Annotated in this window: 6 protein-coding genes; all 6 read right to left on the reverse strand. The window is 68.2% G+C overall.

Annotated elements, in window-relative coordinates; translation table 11 throughout:
- Nucleotides 1–3: 3 nt before the first annotated feature.
- From GAK28_RS19940 to GAK28_RS19965, 6 genes are read right to left on the reverse strand one after another with little or no spacing between them, the layout of a single operon-like run.
- Nucleotides 4–2,115, reverse strand: coding sequence for an HlyD family efflux transporter periplasmic adaptor subunit (locus tag GAK28_RS19940; RefSeq protein WP_291783546.1), 2,112 nt, complete (start codon nucleotides 2,113–2,115; stop codon nucleotides 4–6).
- Nucleotides 2,112–3,503, reverse strand: a complete 1,392-nt coding sequence (locus GAK28_RS19945; RefSeq protein WP_291783548.1) for an HlyD family efflux transporter periplasmic adaptor subunit — start codon at nucleotides 3,501–3,503, stop codon at nucleotides 2,112–2,114. The genes GAK28_RS19940 and GAK28_RS19945 overlap by 4 nt, the downstream gene beginning before the upstream one ends.
- A complete protein-coding gene (locus tag GAK28_RS19950) occupies nucleotides 3,496–4,245 on the reverse strand; it encodes an efflux RND transporter periplasmic adaptor subunit (protein WP_291783550.1) in 750 nt (249 codons plus the stop codon). Before GAK28_RS19950 ends, GAK28_RS19945 begins: the two co-directional genes overlap by 8 nt.
- Before the next feature lie 8 nt (nucleotides 4,246–4,253).
- Nucleotides 4,254–6,146, reverse strand: a complete 1,893-nt coding sequence (locus GAK28_RS19955; protein ID WP_291783552.1) for a TolC family protein — start codon at nucleotides 6,144–6,146, stop codon at nucleotides 4,254–4,256.
- Nucleotides 6,147–6,201: 55 nt separating this feature from the next.
- A complete protein-coding gene (locus GAK28_RS19960; RefSeq protein ID WP_291783556.1) occupies nucleotides 6,202–11,031 on the reverse strand; it encodes a VCBS domain-containing protein in 4,830 nt (1,609 codons plus the stop codon).
- Nucleotides 10,925–17,020, reverse strand: coding sequence for a cadherin-like domain-containing protein (locus GAK28_RS19965; RefSeq protein WP_291783559.1), 6,096 nt, complete (start codon nucleotides 17,018–17,020; stop codon nucleotides 10,925–10,927). The genes GAK28_RS19960 and GAK28_RS19965 overlap by 107 nt, the downstream gene beginning before the upstream one ends.
- Nucleotides 17,021–17,107: the final 87 nt, after the last annotated feature.

Consider the following 17,107-nt stretch of genomic DNA (forward strand, 5'->3'; position numbering starts at 1 on the left):
CGCTCAGCCGTCCTTGCCGAGCCCGGTCTGCTGGAGGATCGTCAGCAACGCGCTGTCGATCCAGCGCCGGGCCAGGCTCTGCCGTTCGCCATCGATCCGTACGCTGGCGGCCCGCTCGGCCGGCAAGGGTTCGTCGAGGCCGTCACCCTCCACCAGCACGCGATACCACACGCCGGCAGGACGCAGCTCCTTCACCGGCTTGGTGGGATTGAGGGCGATGGGGCCGCCGTGGTTCTTCGCGAGCACCAGACTCGGCAGGCGTTCTACCGCGCCACCGTCCATCATCGACACATAGCCACGCAAGGGATGCAGGCTACCTTGAGGGTAGACGGTGACCTCGGCCCCATCGGCAAGTCGAGAACGATCCGCCTCGGACACCAGCACCTCGGCGCGCCAACGTGTGCCACCCACAACGGTCGCGATACGCGTGCCGGGTGACACCCAGCCGCCCTTGGCTAGCGTGGAGTCGATATCGCGGACGATGCCGTCCTCGCTGGCGATCAACTGCAGGCGCCCAAGTTCGGCGGCGCTCGCCTCGCCCTGCGCCGCATAGCGCTGGACCATACGGTCGGCGACGACCTGCTTCGCCACGCCGTCACGATCCAGCGCCACGGCGCCGCGCGCGGCCGACTCGTAGGCATCACGCAACGCGCTGGCCTTGTCGCCGTCGTCCTGCGGTGACGGCGCGGACAGCTCGAACATCACCTTGCCCGCACGCACACGCTCGCCTTCGACCACATGCACGCTATCGAGCTTCGCGGGGTATGGCGTGTACACGGCCTGCACATAGCCCGCCTCGACCACGCCATCGGCGGTGATCCGCGACGACCAGGGGACAAACAACACCACCGCCAGCGCGACCGGCACGATCAGCCGTCGGCGCACCGATTTCCAGCGAATCTCGTCTCGGCGTGCCCACCACACCTTGGTCTCATTGAGCATCGGCTTCACCACGAAGGTCACGATTTCCACCAGGAACAGGATCAGGCCCAGGGCCTTGAAGAAGGCGTGGTACACGACCACGGCGATGCCGACGAACAGGCTCAGGCGATAGACCCACGTCGCGAACGCGAACACCGTGAGGAACGCGGCGAAACGCGGCGAGACGGCATCGGGCCGGGGATCTTCCAGGCCCAGCAGGCAACGCCGCATCCAGCGCTTCGCCCAGCGCCCGGCGCGTTCGTGCAAGCCGGGATAGTCGAGGGCATCGGCGAGGATGAAATACCCGTCGAAGCGCATGAAGGGGCTGACGTTGACCAGCAGGGTCAGCACCCACGCGGTCGTGCCCAGGAAGAACAGCGCGTTGCGGAAGTTGCCATCGGGTGCGAAGGCCCAGAACAACGTGCACCATGCCGCGAGCACCAGCTCGGCGAGCACGCCGGCCGAGGCGATCGCGAGGCGGCGGCGCGAGCGTTCCAGCTTCCAGCTCTCGCCGGTGTCGGTATAGGCCATGGGCCACATCACCAGTAAGGCGATGCCCATATGCCCCACCCTCACCCCGTGGCGCGTCGCCACGAAGGCGTGACCCAATTCGTGCCAGCACTTGGACAGCACCAGCGCACCCGCGAAGGCGACAACGCCATCCCAGCTCATGGCGCCATGCAGGTTCGCCAGCACCGTATCCCATTGGCGCACGGCGAACATGATCCCGATCACCGCGGCCAGCAGCGTCGCGAGCAGGAAGCGCATGCCGAACATCGGGGCGACGAACGGCAAAGCCTTGCGCAGCAGGCGCTCAGGCCGGATCAGCGGAATCCGGATGAACAGGTAGTTCTGCAACAACCAGTGCAGGACCGAGGTCGGCGGCCGCAGCGACGTATCGCGGGTGAGCTGCTGTTGCTGGAGGAAACGGGCGAAGCCTGTGACATCCTCCGGCAGCGGCATCAGCGTCGTCTCCGCCGCCACCGCGTCGGCGATCCGCTCAGGGTCGGCCAGGTGCCAGCGGCGGAGCATCTCGAATTCCAGCCAGCCGATGCGGAAGAACTGGTTGCGCACCGGATCGGCGAGATGCCACGCGGGCGAGCCGTCGCGGTTGCGTCCCGCGACGTGTACGTCCAGTTCCTCGCGCAACGCCGGCCACGGAGCCGCCGGCATCGCCAGCGCCGGTCCGCTCACAGGCCGCACCAGGTCCGAAGCGTCGCCAGCGGGCGGCGCAGCAGCAGGTAGCCGAGCACGCTCCAGTCACCTGAAACACGCGCAGTGCCCTGCAAGCCGATACGTGCCCCCGCCGGTGCGCCGTCGACCGTGCCGCGCAGCAGATAGCTGGCCACGCCGTTCGGTGCCTCGACCGGCTGGTAGCCGGCATAGTCCAGGTGCGCATCGAACGGACTCAGCGGCGCGACCTTAAGGAAGACCTTCATCGCGGCGCCCTGACCGAGGTTGGTCGCCTCGCCCACCGGCGCCCAGGCGCGCACGCCCAGCGCATGCGGGTCGGCGAGCAGGCCGATGCGCTCGCCGGTCTGCACCGGATGCCCCGCCCATTCGTCGGGGTCCGAATAGACGAACACGCCGTCGGCGGGCGCACGGATGGCGAGCTTGTCCACCTCGCGCTGCAACGACGCCACGTCCACCTGGCGCTCGCGCCACTTGCCCTCGGCGAGACCGAGGTCGGCCTTGGCGTTCTGCGTCTCGATGGCCTGCTGCGCGGCTTGGTGCATCTCCACCGATGCCGTGGCGAGCTCCGCCTGGGCCACCGCGAGGCGATTGCGCAGGATCGTGTCATCCAGCTCAGCGAGCACGTCGCCGGCATGCACCGGTGTATTCGGCAGCACCACCATGCGATGGATCACGCCTTCGCGCGGCGAGGCGATGACCTGGCTGCGCGTGGAGATCACCTCGGCGGGCACCAGCGTGTATTCGCGTACGGGCAAGAGCATCGCGAGCAGGATCGCCGCACCCGCGTAACGCAGCTTCCTGCCGCTAATCAACGCCTTCCATCCGCGACGCCAGACGGATGGCCTGGCCACCAGCGACCACCAGGCAAAACCGTAGAGGCTGCCGAGCTGGAGCAACGCGTACTCCGCGCTGTCGGACGTTAGCGTCTGCGGCCAGGGCTGTTCCCTCGCCAGCAGCAGCACGGCGTTGACGGCACCTTCCGGCGACGTCAGCGGCAGCGCCCAGACGAAAGGCGGCAGCCATTCGTTCCAGCCGGCGGCCAGTTCTTCGTCGAGCATGCCCGGCGACAGCGGCAGCACGCGGGCGTTGGCCGGCAGGTTTTCGCAGCGCTTGGCGATGCGCGCCACCACGGCCGACAGCCAGAGGGCATACGGCGTGTTCGGATCGCTCTCCGCCAGGCCAGAGTGCGCGACCAGCTTCGGCGAACGTCCCGGCGATAGCTCCAGCAACGCCGCCTGGCGGTACTCCACGAGCGTGCGCGTGTCGTTGCACATCGTGAAGCCGAGTTCGGCGGCACGCGTCGCCGCTTCCACCTTTGCCGCGACCGCATAGAAGCGCAGCGAGGCGGTTGGCGGCACGGCGGCCTGCGGGTCCATGCCGTCAGCCATGGCCGGGGGACTTCGGCGCGCTGGCGCGGCCGCTCATGCCGGGCAGCACCTGGCTGGTGTCGCCCTGGAAGTCCGCCTCGATCTCCACTGTCTGGCTGACGGCGTCGACACGACCGCTGATGCGTGCAACCGACAGCGTGTACCGGGTGCCGGTCTCGTCCACGATTGCGTCCAGATGGGCTCCCGGCTTCAACCAGCCGATCCAGTTCGACGGTACGTTGAGGCGCGCCTTCGGCACGCCGCCGCCCACGAGATCGATCACTGGCGCACCCGCGGCGACGCCCTGTCCCTCCTTCACGTGCACGCGAGCCACGCGGCCTTCGAACGGTGCGACGAAACGGCACTGCGCAAGCTGCGCGTCGAAGATCCGCACCTGGCTACGCGTGCGATCGACATCGGCGGCGGTCAGTTCCACTTCCAGCGCGGCGGCGGATTGCAGGCCCTGCAACTTGGCCTTCGCCTCATAACGCAACTGGGCGGCGTTGTACTCCGCATTGGCGGCGGCGCGACGTGCCTCCAGGTCGCTGCAATCCAGCGAGGCGAGCACCTTGCCCGCCGCGACTCTATCGCCAAGCTGCACGTTGATGCGTGCGATGCGCCCGGGAACGACGGCCGAGAGCGGGCTCTCGCGGTTCGCCACGACGAGAAAGCGTACGGGAGCCTGAGTCGCGGGCGCCGGATCGGCGGCCGCGGCGGGCAGCGCGGTCGCCAGCAGGCCAAGCGCGAGGCTAAGACGGATCATGCGGATGCTCATGGCTTGGCGGTATCGGCCGTTTCGGGGGCGGCGGTCAGGCGACGAATGTCCGCCATGATCGACAGCGCGGCGGCTTCCGCGAGCGCGGCGACCGACCGGGTGGTGACTTCGTTCGGCACGAAGCTGAGGTAGCTGCGTTCGAGCAGTGGCTTACCGGCGGCGTCCTGCACCGTCATGTCCCACTGCGCACGCGTGGAGGTGCGGCCCGCTGCCGAGCTGAAACGCAATGCCATGGACAGGCCATCGGCACCGTCGCCCAGCGTCACGTGGTTGCCCGTCATCAGGTGGGCGAGCGCGCCGCGCACGGTGTCGCCTTCCACCTTCGCCGGCAGGCCGCTCACGCTGAAGCGCAGCGGACGCTCCACCTGCACGCCGTCCGCGATCTGCGAGAAGACCTGCTTCTCGCCGCCCACGAGGCTGTCCTGGATCGCCTTCGACAGCGTAGCGACGTCGCTGCCCGCGACCTGCTCCGGCATGAGGTCGATACCGACCGAGTTGAGCACGCGACCATAGGCCGACTGCGCGGCGGCATACGACGACGCTTCCTGGAAGCGCGAGACCATCGAACGGGCCTGCGTGCGCAGGGTTTCAAGCTCGCTGGTGAGCTGGTTGCCCGAGCCGGCCTTGGCCACGCTGGCGAGACGCTGGTCGACCTGCGCCGTTGCCTCGGCGAGGCGGTGGTCGTATACGGCGAGCTTGTAGCGCTCGACCGAAACGCGAACCTGGGTCAGCACGGCCATGCTGAGCGCCATGCGACGGGCGTCGTCCACCTTCATGCGCGCGTCGTTCGTGCGACGGATTGCCGGGATGCCAGCCAGGCGGAACAGGTTCATCGACATGCTGACGCCGCCCTGCGCCCAGCTTTCGTTGTACAGGTACTTGTTCGAATCGTGGCCGACGCCACCGAACAGGTTCAGGTTCGGGAATAGCGCCGCGATCTGCTTCTTCGTCTCGATGGCGTCGATGCGCGTCTTGTAGTCTTCCTCACGCAGTTCGGGACGCTGTTCCAGCGCGAGCTGTTCGAGCTGGTCGAGATCGCCCGGTACCTGCGAGAGCGGTGCCTCGCTGGCGTCGGCCAGTTCGAACCTGGTGCCCGGGGCCAGGTTCATCAGCGCGGCGAGTTCGCGACGGGCGAATTCCATTTCCTGGCGCTTCTGGTTGACCAGGGTCATCGCGTCCAGCAGCGCACGCTGGTATTCGAGGCCTTCGACCGGCGGCAGCACGCCGGCCCGCTCGGCCTCGCGGCTCTTCTCCAGGGCCGCCTGGATACCCTCGGCCAGTTGCTGCGACTCGCCCAGCAGGCGCTGCGCGCCGAGCGCACGCCAGTAGGCGTCGCGCACGTCCTGCACGATGTTCTGCAATACCTTGCGGCGACGTTCGTCGGTGACGTTCACGTCGTCCGCCTGCTGCTTGGCGCGGTAGTAGCTCAGCCCAAAGTCGAGCACGTCCCAGGACAGCGTGGCGTCGGCGAGGTAATGCACGCGCTCTTCCGAGGTGGACGGACGCAGGCTGACGATGCGGTCCTGGATGCCGATGCTGGTGCCGCCCGAGTCGTTGCTGCGCCAGCGGTAGCCGGCGTCGGTCATCAGCTTCGGCAGCATGTCCAGCTCGGACACGTCGAGCAGGCCACGCGACAGCGCGGTCTCCATCAGCTTCAGGCGGTAGTCGAGGTTGTACTTCAGCGCGCGCGCCATCGCCTCGGACAGCGTGATCGGGCCGTTGACCGGCTCCTGGTCCTTGTACATCGCCTGCTGGTCGTTCTTCACCCGCGTGGCGACCTCGTCGTGGGTCAGCGGACGGGGTTTCACCGCACCGCAACCGGCGAGGAAGACGGCGGCGGCAACGGCGGCCACCAGCGGAAGCGGCTTCAGGGCATGGAGATGGGACATGTCGATTCGATCCTCGTGGACGGTTCCGGCGGCGCAACGCGCCGCCGGTGCGCGATTAGTGATGGGTGGGCTTCGGGGTGGCGACCGGCGCGGGTACGCCATGGGCCAGCGAGGCGAGACGGGCGGACAGCGACGGCGCGCCCTGGGGCACGGCGTCCGGCTTGGGCAGCTTCACGGCGTGATGCGCAGGCTTTTCCGCGGTGTGACGCGTGCCCTCGTCGTGGCGTTGGGTTTCCGCGATGCGATTCGGTGCGAACGGCGTGAAGTCGTCCCAGAGCACGCGCGAACCCAGGCCGGCGTCACGCAGGGCGACACGGGACTGGCTGCGGACCTCCACCAGCAACTGCCGAGAGAACGCCACGCCGTCGTTCAGCACGAACTGCGCGTTGTCCGGATCCGGTGCGATCGCGGCGAGGTCTGCCTGGTGGCCTGCGCCGACGATGAAGCGACCGAGCTGCCAGCGCTGCGTATCGCGCTGCACGCCATCCACCGCCGGCAGGACGAACAGGCCCGGCTCGTAGCCCTGGCGGATGTCGCGGTCCGGATGCTGGTAGGCGATCGGGAAGATCTGATCGCCCCAGCGCGCCTGGATCGGCGGGGTCGCGCCACGGATGGTGATGACCAGGCGCGCCTGGCTGGTGTCGCCGTCCGCGTCGGTGATCGTATAGACGAACACTTCGCTCAGCGTGCGGCTCGCATCCAGCGAGGCGACCTTCGGATTGCGCGGGTCGACGTCGTAGGTGTAGCTGCCATCGGCATGCAGCGTCAGCGTGCCGTACTGGCCCTGGCTTGGGCCGCCAATCGCACCCGCATGGCCGAGGTTGTCCGAGGTGACGGCCGTGACGGGACCACCCTTGGCCGGGCCATCGGCCCCGATGCGGTCCGCGCCGTCGTGGCTCGCTCCCGTGCCGGTGAACACGTTGCCCGACGTGCTGCCCTGCGCCGCGTCGCGGTCGATGCTTGCCGCGTCGTCGTGGGCCAGCGGACGGTCGTTGACGATGTCCACCACGAGGTTGCCGGTGGCGCGACCGCCGCCTGCGTCGGTGACGGACAGCGCGATGGTATCTGTGCTGTGATCCGCGCCGGGCTGAGCTACCGCGCCGCCGAGCGTATACGTGTACGACAGCGTACCTTCCACCGTCACGCCGCCGACCGTCGCCGTCGTCGTGAAGCCGGTGAGCAGCAACGTACCCTGGCCGGTAACGACGGTCACCGGCGAACCCTTACCCAACGCATCCAGCTGCGCCGGCGTGAGCGTGACACCGCCGATGGTGACCGAGGCAAGACCATCCGGCGCGGAGATCACGATAGTGTCCGATGCGCTACGCGGTTGACCCGACGGACCATCCGGCGTGAGGCCGGATTCCCAGACCGTAGTATGGCCGGTAGTGTCCCTGCCCTCGCCCGGACCGTTGCCGTCATGCGGCACGATCGCGGGTGCGCCGTCCGTGTGACCGACGATGGTGATCGTCAACGTGGTGGTGCTGGTGTCGCCGTCGCCATCCACGATCGTGTAGCTATAGGTTTCGGTGAGCGTGTCGCCGTCCTTGAGTGCATTGACCTTCGGGTTGGCGTTGCCCAGCACATAGGTGTAGCTGCCATCGGCGTTGAGTGTGAGCGTGCCGTAGTCGCCGGCCACGCCGCTGCCGACGTTGCCATGCAGCGGTCCGCTCGCACCGCCATGCACCACACCGGCCACCGGGGTCGGGTTGGTGTCGGCGCCGATGCGATCGGCACCGGGGCCGCCCGTCACCACGTTGCCGCTCACCGGTGCGCCGTCCTCGTGCACGATTGCGGTGTCCGGGCGTGCCGTCGGCGTGTCGTCGACGATGTCGACCACCAGGCTGCCGGTCGAGCTGCCGCCGCCGGCATCCAGGACACTCAACGCGATCGTGTCGGTGCCACCGCCCGCGCGCGGTACGGCATGGTCGAGGGTGTAGGTGTAGCTGAGCGTGCCGGCGGTGGGCACACCACCCGTGCTCGCCGTCGGCTGGAAACCGGTCAGCACCAGCGTGCCATCCGGCGTGCGTACGGTGACCGGCTGCCCGCTGGCCAGCGTGGTGAGCTGCGCCAGGTCCAGCGTCACGCCGCCGACCACAATGCCGGCCAGCCCGTCATCTGCCGTGATGAGGATGTTGCCGCCGGTCGACTGGCTGCCGTCATGCTCGGCGAGGCCCGCCTCGACGACGGTCGCGTGCGCGTTCGCCGCACCGTTGCCGTCGACAGGCAGAATCGACGGCGTACCGTCGGTACGTCCATGGATGGTGATGGTCAGCGTCGTGGTGCTGGTGTCGCCATCGCCATCGACGATGGTGTAGCTGTAGGTTTCGGTCAGCGACTGACCGTCCTTCAGCGCATTGACCGTGGGGTTGGCGTTGTCCAGCACATAGCTATAGCTACCATCGGCGTTGAGGGTCAGCGTGCCGTAGTTGCCCACCACACCCGTTCCGACATGGCCGCTCAGCGGACCCGTGACGTTACCCGCCACCACGCCGGTGACCGGCGTCGGGTTGGCATCGGCGCCGACGCGGTCCGCACCCGGGCCACCCGTGACGACGTTGCCGCCGATGGACGGGCCGTCCTCGTCGATGTCAGCCGTGTCCGGACGGGCCGTCGGCCTGTCGTTGACGATGTTCACGACGAGGTTGCCGTTGGCGCTGCCACCACCCGCATCGTTCACGGTCAACGCGATCGTGTCGGTGCTGTGATCCACGCCCGGCTGATGGATGGCGCCATCCAGCGTATAGGTGTACGAGAGCGTGCCTTCGAGTACCGAGCCACCGACCACGCTGGTGGGCGTGAAATCGGTCAGCAGCAGCGTGCCGCGCGGCGTGACCACCGATACCGGCGTGCCGTTGCTCAACGCCGCCAGTTGCGCCGTGGTCAGCGTGACGCCACCGACGGTGACGGATGACAGCCCGTCCGGCGTCGAGATCGTGATCGTGTCGCTCGCCGTGCGGGATTCCCCCGTGGGGCTGTCGGGTGTCAGGCCCGACTCCCACACCGTGGCGTCGCCCCCCGTGTTCGTCCCGTTGCCAGGATGCGGCGTGACCGACGGCCCGCCATCGGTGTGGCCGTGGATGGTGATGGTCAGCGTCGTGGTGCTGGTGTCGCCATCGCCATCGACGATCGTGTAGCTGTAGGTCTCGGTCAGCGACTGACCGTCCTTGAGTGCATTGACCGTGGGGTTGGCATTGTCCAGCACGTAGCTGTAGCTGCCGTCTGCGTTGAGGGTCAGCGTGCCGTAGTTGCCCACCACGCCCGTTCCGACATGGCCGCTCAGCGGGCCCGCGACGTTACCCGCTACCACGCCGGTGACCGGCGTCGGGTTGGCATCGGCGCCGACGCGGTCCGCACCCGGGCCACCCGTGACGACGTTGCCGCCGATGGACGGACCGTCCTCGTCGATGTCCGCCGTATCCGGACGGGCCGTCGGCCTGTCGTTGACGATGTTCACCACGAGGTTGCCGTTGGCGCTGCCGCCACCCGCATCGTTGACGGTCAACGCGATCGTGTCGGTGCTGTGATCCACGCCCGGCTGATTGACGGAACCGCCCAGCGTATACGTATAGGTCAGCGTGCCTTCCAGCACCGCACCGCCCATCGTCGAGGTCGGCGTGAAACCGGTCAGCAGCAGCGTACCGCGCGGCGTGACCACCGACACCGGCGTGCCGTTGCTCAACGCCGCCAGTTGCGCCGTGGTCAGCGTGACGCCACCGACGGTGATCGAGGACAGGCCATCCGGTGCCGAAATCGCGATGGTGTCGGTCGCACGATGCGACTGGCCGGCCGGGCCATCGGGCGTCAGGCCCGATTCCCACACTGTGGTATGACCGGTCGTCTCCGTGCCGTTGCCTGCACCGTTGCCGTCGTGTGGTGTCACGGACGGCGTACCGTCGGTATGCCCGTGAATGGTGATGGTCAGCGTCGTGGTGCTGGTGTCGCCGTCGCCATCGACGATGGTGTAGCTGTAGGTTTCGGTGAGGAACTGGCCGTCCTTGAGCGCGTTGACCGTGGCGTTGGCGTTGTCCAGCACATAGCTGTAGCTACCGTCGGCGTTGAGCGTCAGCGTGCCGTAGTTGCCGACCACGCCCGCGCCCACGTGGCCGCTTAACGGACCCGCTACGTTGCCTGCCACCACACCGGTGACTGGTGTCGGGTTCGCATCTGCACCGACGCGATCCGCGCCCGGGCCACCGGTGACGACATTGCCGCCGATCGACGGGCCATCCTCGTCGATGTCCGCGGTATCCGGGCGTGCTGTCGGCGTGTCGTTGACGATGTCGACGACCAGGCTGCCGTTGGCGCTGCCACCGCCTGCGTCATCCACCCGCAGGGCGATCGTGTCGAGGCTATGCCCCGTGCCTCCCTGGCCGATGGCTCCACCCAGCGTGTACGTGTACGTCAGCGTGCCCTCCAGCACCGCACCGCCCATCGTCGAGGTCGGCGTGAAACCGGTCAGTTGCAGCGTGCCGTGCGGCGTGATTACCGTGACGGGGGTGCCACTGCTCAATGCCACCAGTTGGGCCGTCGTGAGCGTGACGCCACCCACGGTGACGGAGGTCAGCCCGTCCGGCGCCGAGATGGCGATGGTGTCGGTGGCACGGTTCGACTGGCCCGCCGGGCCGTCGGGCGTCAGGCCCGATTCCCACACCGTCGTATGCCCGGCCGAACCCGGGCCATTGCCGGCGCCGTTGCCGTCGTGTGGCGTCACGGACGGCGTACCGTCGGTATGCCCGTGGATGGTAATGGTCAGCGTCGTGGTGCTGGTGTCGCCGTCACCGTCGACGATGGTGTAGCTGTAGGTCTCGGTCAGGAACTGGCCGTCCTTCAGCGCGTTGACCACCGGCTTGCTGTTGTCCAGCACAGTAGGTGTAGCTGCCATCGGCGTTGAGGGTCAGCGTGCCGTAGTTACCGACCACGCCCGTGCCTACATGACCGCTCAGCGGACCGCTGACGGTGCCCACCGCCACGCCGGTGACCGGCGTCGGGTTCGCATCGGCGCCGACGCGATCGGCCCCCGGACCACCGGTGACGACGTTGCCGCCGATCGACGGGCCGTCCTCGTCGATGTCCGCGGTGTCCGGGCGTGCCGTCGGCGTGTCGTTGACGATGGTGACGTCGATCTTGCCGTTGTCCGTGACGCCGGCGCTGTCGCGCGTGGAGAAGGCGATCGATTCCACGCTGCTGGCAGCGGATTGCGCCACCGGCCCGTTGAGGCTGTAGTGATAGAGCAAGGTGCCGTGGCCGCCGTCCGCGCCGGGCACGTAGCCCGTGACGACCAGGGTGCCGTTGGCTGTCGTGAAGCTGCGATCGGCCAGGTCCACGTGGGCGATGTCGTTGAGCTGGGCGGCAGTCAACGTGATGTAGTGGCCTGCGCCATCGGCGGGCGAGCCGAGGGTCACGCTGGCCAGGTTGTTGAGCAGCGCGAAGGACTGCGCGCCATCCACGCCATCGCTGCCGTTGTGGTCCACCAGGCCGGCCTCGCTGACCTGGGTCCGGCTGTTCACCGTGACATCGATGATGCGCGTGGTCACCAGCGCGTTCGACGTGCCGCCCTCGCCATCCGCGTAACCGTACTCGTCGCCGATGGTGGTCGGATCGGCGCCCGCGTTGGCCGCCGCGTCATCATCCAGCGTCTGCCGGTTGGGACGGTCGCCATGGTTGCCGTTGTCGTTGACCGAGATCAGCACCTGGAACGTACCGTTCCACATGCCGTTGTTGTCACCCGCCGCCGCGGGCGGCAGCTTCACGCCCACGGCGTTGATCGTAGCCTCCACATCGCCGATCGTTCCGGTGATGGTGATCGTGCTGCGTCCCTGCGCGTCCGTGCCGAAGGTGTACGTCGCACCGCCGAAGTGTCCCGAAACACTCGTGGCCCCAGCGACATCGTGTACGTTGAAACCGCTCGGCAACGTGATCGTGGCGGTCACGGGCGCATCGCCGGCATCCGGATCAGACAGCCTCACGTTACCCAGCGTAAACAGCCCGGCGGCGCTTTCGTCCGCGACGTTCGGCCCGGTCACGCCGATGGCCGTGGGGTTGTTGATCGACGACGGGAACACCACGCGGAAGCCCAGGGCCACGTTCTGGGTGAGGCCCGTCGGTATCTTGGCGTATGGATCGACGACGGTGGTCGGCACGGCCTGCACGCCGCCAGCCGCCGCGGCGTTCTGCCCGCCGTTGGCGGCACCGGAACCGTCCAGTGCCCCCGTGGTGACGTCGCGCAGGCGATCGTCGGCGATCACTTCCACGTGATACGCCTGATCCACATTGGTCAGCGTACCGCCGATGGAGACCTGCAAGCCGGCCAGGTAGTCGTTGACCTGCTGGCGCGTGCCGCGGATCACCAGCGCGGAATCCGTACCGCTGTAGGTGCCGTCGACCGTCGCACCGGAGGTGCCTGCGGCGGACGAACCAAGCACGATATCGCCGTAGGCCGAGCGCGGCAGCGGGTTGCCGTTCGCATCGGCGATACGCACGGTGACCTGGAGGAAATCCTTCTCGCCGGCCGCGATGCCACCACCGTCGGTGTAGTCGACATCGCCGATGACGAAGCCACCGACCGGCGTGCTGCCGTTGAGGTAGACCGTTCCCGTTCCCACGGCGACGCTCGGCGGATCGTTCACCGGCACGATATCGATCGCGACCTGGATGTCTGCCGGGTTGTTGGAAACGCTGCCATCGCCGACGTCGCCACCGATCACCGAACCCGTATCGTCGAAATGCACGGTCAGGGTCACGTCGCCCGGTGCCGCGCCGTTGGTATCGTGGTTGACGTTGGCCGCGGTGCGGTACGTCAGGCCCAGCGTGGGGTCGTTGAGCAGCGCCTGGATGTCGCTGGCACGACCGGTGAGCACCAGCGTGCCGGTGTTGTCGCCACTGATGGTGACGGCACGGCTGCCCGCCGCGGCAGCGGTCGCGCTGGTCTGCGCACCGTTGCCGCCGATGCCGAGCACGCCGCTGGGCACGCTGAGGCGGATCGTCACCGGGGTGTCGAACGCCGCCGACTCCGGGTCGCTCACAACGAACGCGCCACCGATGGGCGTGGCCTGGTCCTCATATACCGTCGCGCCGCTCGGACCGCCGAGCGTGCCGGGTTCGTTGACGCTGGACGCACGGACGATGACCGTCGCGGCGCCAAGGTTGCCGTTCTTGTCCGGCACCGCGTCGCGGTACCAGTCGTAGTTGGTCGCATCGACGGCCGTCGTCGGCGTACCGGTGCCGGGCGTCGTGGACTGGTTGACGCTGCCGCCATTCGCGCCGCCGCTAAGCGCACCGGTGTTGTCGCGCAGGCGATCGTCCGCGATTACCTGTACCTGGTAGATGGCGTCACGATCGCTGCCGAAGGTGACCGTCAGCCCAGCCAGCGCCGCGTTGACCTGCGCGCGCGTGCCACTGAGCACGAGGTAGTCGTTGCTGCCGTTGTGACCGGCGCCGACCGTGGCGCCGCCACCGCTGGCGTAGCCGATGCTCACGCCACCCGCCGCCGCATACTCCGCCGCGCTGAATGCGCTGCCATCCGCGTGCAGCAGGCGCACGGTGACCTGCAGGTAATCCGTCTCACCCGGTCCCAGCGTGGCCAGGTCCGGATCGCCGACCGTGAAGCCCGGCACCGGGTTGTAGCGCGGGTCGGCGCTGTCGAGGTCGATCGGGCCATTGGGCGCCGTGACCGTCGGTGCATCGTTGGCCGGCGAGGTGTAGATCCAGAACTGGTTGCCCGCCTGCTCCTTGTCGCCGTCGGACACGGTGAAGGTGAAGCGGTCGTCCGGCGTACCGGGATAGGCCGTGCCGGTCGGCTCGGTACCGTCGTTGAGGTAGTAGATGCGCCCGGCAGTGACGTCCGCCTGCGTAAACGACGAGCCGACACCGAGGAAATGGAAGTTCACGCCATCGGTGGAGTACGCAATGCGGCCATGGCTCGGCCCACCCGTGATGGTGTACTGCACCTGTCGCGCCGAGCTGTCGGGATCGTAGGCCTGGAGCAGCGCGTCGGTGATGCGACCGAAATCGCCCTCCACCACCGTCAGCGGATTGTTGGCCGGCGCGCCACCGATGTTGTTCGGCGAGTCGGACGGCACTGCGGGGTCGGCCTGCGTCGGATCGCGCGCGATCTGCGGCGCATCGTTGACGTTGGTGATCTGGATGCCGACGGTGCCATCGTTGAGGGAACGTTCGCCCCAGCGATCCTGCGCCGCCACGGTGAAGCTGGTGCTGCGCACTTCCGAGCCGTTGCTCACGAAGCGCAGACCGGTGGTGGTCTTGTCGCCGGTGATGATGGACGCATCCAGCAGCGTGTTGGCCGTGACATCCAGCCAGGTGTGGCCACCGTCGGTCGAGTACTGGAGCTTGCCACCCGCCGGCAGGCTGGTGATCAGGAACTTCAGTGCCTTCGCGCCCGTGGCGTCGTTGTTATACGCGTAATTGGGATCGCCGTTGGGCAGCGTCGGCGAATTCTCCAGCCACGGCTCGCTCGTTGCGTCGTCGGGGTCGGTAATGCCGAGCTGGCCCTTGGTGATGTACGCGATATCGCCTTCGGCGATCACCGTGTTCGACGAACCGGTCACCACCGGCAGATCGTTCACCGGCGTCACGTAGATATCGAACGACGGCTTCCAGCTGTCCATCGTCGGCTGGCCGTTCACCGCCGTCACCAGGCCCGCCGACACCGCGAAGTTAGCCGTGGTGTGGAAATCCTCGCTATCGCCATCGTGCTGGAAGCGGATGCGACCCGCGTCGAGGTCGGCCTGGGTGAAGGTGCCGTACGTCGCGATATCGACCCAGGCGCTGCCGACCTGCTTCTGCAAGGTGCCCGCATGTCCCGTGCCGGCGCCGTCGCTGGTAAATCCAAGGAAGGTGTACACCACCTGCGACGGATCCACGCCCTGCGCGGTGTAGCTCAAGCCCGGCATCTTGGTGAAGTCGGTCGGCTGGCCGTTGGTGGTGGTGCCGTGCAGGACGATGCTGCCGCCTTCCGATACCGTGCCGATGGCCGCGCCGCTCGGATCGACGCCCGCATAGGTGGATCCATGCTCCACCGTGGTGACGTCGTGGTTCGGGAAGCTGCCGCCATTGCCCGCCGCGGTGGCGGCGAGGTCGATGACGAAGGTGAAGTCGCGCAGCGTATCCGTCGGCGTGCCACCCGTGTACTCGCCGCCGATGCGCGTGAACGTGCTGCCGTCAGGGTTCCAGCGCAGCGCCGTGGTGTTGTCCACCACCTGGAAATGGAACGTGTCCTGCTGGCCCGTCGCGGCGCCGGAGACCTGCACGTACTGCACGCGGCCATGGCGGATGTCGTCCATGGTGAACGTGGCGCCATCCAGCAGGCGCTCGCCGTTGAGCAGCAGGTAACCGTGGGTCAGTCCCTGCTGGCTGGTGACGAAGCTGATGTTCTGGTCGGGCGAATCCACGTCGGTCGCGCCGATCATGGTCGGCGTGAGCACCACGGAGTACGCGCCCGCGCTGCCGTTGCCGCCCGGCGTGACGCCCGCATGCAGGCTGCTGGTCGGGTCGAGCACGGGATCGTCGTCCACCGCATGCACGTCGAGCACGATCGTGCCGTCGGTGCTGGCCGGCACGCCCGTGCCGCCGCCCATGTCGGTGACGCGCACGCCGAAGCTGTCCTGCGTCACGCCATCCACGCCGTCGTTGGCGTACGTCAGCCGATTGCGGTCGGCGTAGTCGAAGCTCTGGCCGACGGTGACGGCGGTGCCGTTGAAGTACAGCGTGCCGTGCTGCGGCAGGCCCGTGATGGTGATGCGCAGCGCGGTATCCTGCGGATCGCCGCCGCTGTCCGCCACGATGTACTGGCCCACGTTGCCCGTATCGACCGCGTTCGAGGGCTGGCCTTCGTACACGATGCCCGTGCCGCCGATGGTCGGGGCCTGGTTGATGGCGTGGATCTCCAGCGTCACCTTCACCGTGGCGGAACGGTCGGTCGGCGTGGCGCCATCGTTCACCCGTGCGACGAAGCCATCGGCCGTGTCCTGGTCCGCGCCGGTTGCGGTGTGCACATAGGTCAGGCGACCGTCGATCACATCCTGCTGGGTGAATACCGAGCCCGCGCCGAGACGGTTGCCGTCGAGGGCGAGATAGCCGTAGCGCGGCAGGTCCGTAACGCTGTAGACGATCTGCTCGGGCGTCTGCGTGCCGGCGGCTACCTCAGGGTCGATCGCCACGAGGGTCTCGGTGCCGATCACCGTCACGCTCGGGCCGCCGTTGGCGCCGACCTCGTCCACCGTCTTCGTGGCGTCGGCCACCGAGACGGGGTCGTTCGACGGCGTGATCGTCACGTCGAGCGAGTGGCTCCCGGAATGCGAGGCCGAGTCGGTTACGTTCACGTCGATGGTCGTGCGCGCGGCGGTGTTGCCCAGCTCCACGTCGGCGGCGACGAAGGTCAGCTGGTTCAGCCACGCGGTCGCGTCGGCGACGCTGCCGGTGAAACGGTAGCCGCCGGTCACCGTCGTGGCCGGCGTACCCGTGACGAGGCTGCCCTTCGTGGTGTCGGACACGGTGGCCGTCACCGTCACGGTGCCGCTGCCGTCGATGGTCCAGCCGCTGAGCGTGCCGCGATCGGCGCCGGCCGCGTTGAGCGTGCTCGGCTCCGCCACGTTCAGTCCGGTGGCCGACGTGGTCACTCCCATGCCGCCCGCCGCCGCGGCCAGTTCGATGCGCGGCGCCGCCAGCGCCGCCGCATGGCCCGGCTGCTCGGTGGCGGCACTACGGAAGGCGCTCGTATCGTGGCCCGCGTCGGACGGATCGGCGTGGTGGCTGTTCGCCTCCGTCAGCGCCGCGCCGTCGTACATCTGGCGGGGTTCCAGCGCGTAACGGTGGGAACGCGGACGGAAGACGTGCGGATACCTGGTCCCGGTCATGGGAGCGCCCCTGTGCTGAACATGCCCACGAAGCCACCCGCGCGTGGGGCGCAGGGGGCGATCGCGGGCAAAGTCGTTTCATAGTTG

The organism is Luteibacter sp., assembly GCF_009912395.1.
Lineage (GTDB): Bacteria > Pseudomonadota > Gammaproteobacteria > Xanthomonadales > Rhodanobacteraceae > Luteibacter.

Bases quoted from the DNA above. Each gene is read 5' to 3' on its own strand.
- GAK28_RS19945 (WP_291783548.1), bottom strand. From the start codon at position 3,503: ATGGCTGACGGCATGGACCCGCAGGCCGCCGTGCCGCCAACCGCCTCG.
- GAK28_RS19950 (WP_291783550.1), bottom strand. From the start codon at position 4,245: ATGATCCGTCTTAGCCTCGCGCTTGGCCTGCTGGCGACCGCGCTGCCC.
- GAK28_RS19955 (WP_291783552.1), bottom strand. From the start codon at position 6,146: ATGTCCCATCTCCATGCCCTGAAGCCGCTTCCGCTGGTGGCCGCCGTT.
- GAK28_RS19960 (WP_291783556.1), bottom strand. From the start codon at position 11,031: ATGGCAGCTACACCTACTGTGCTGGACAACAGCAAGCCGGTGGTCAAC.
- GAK28_RS19965 (WP_291783559.1), bottom strand. From the start codon at position 17,020: ATGACCGGGACCAGGTATCCGCACGTCTTCCGTCCGCGTTCCCACCGT.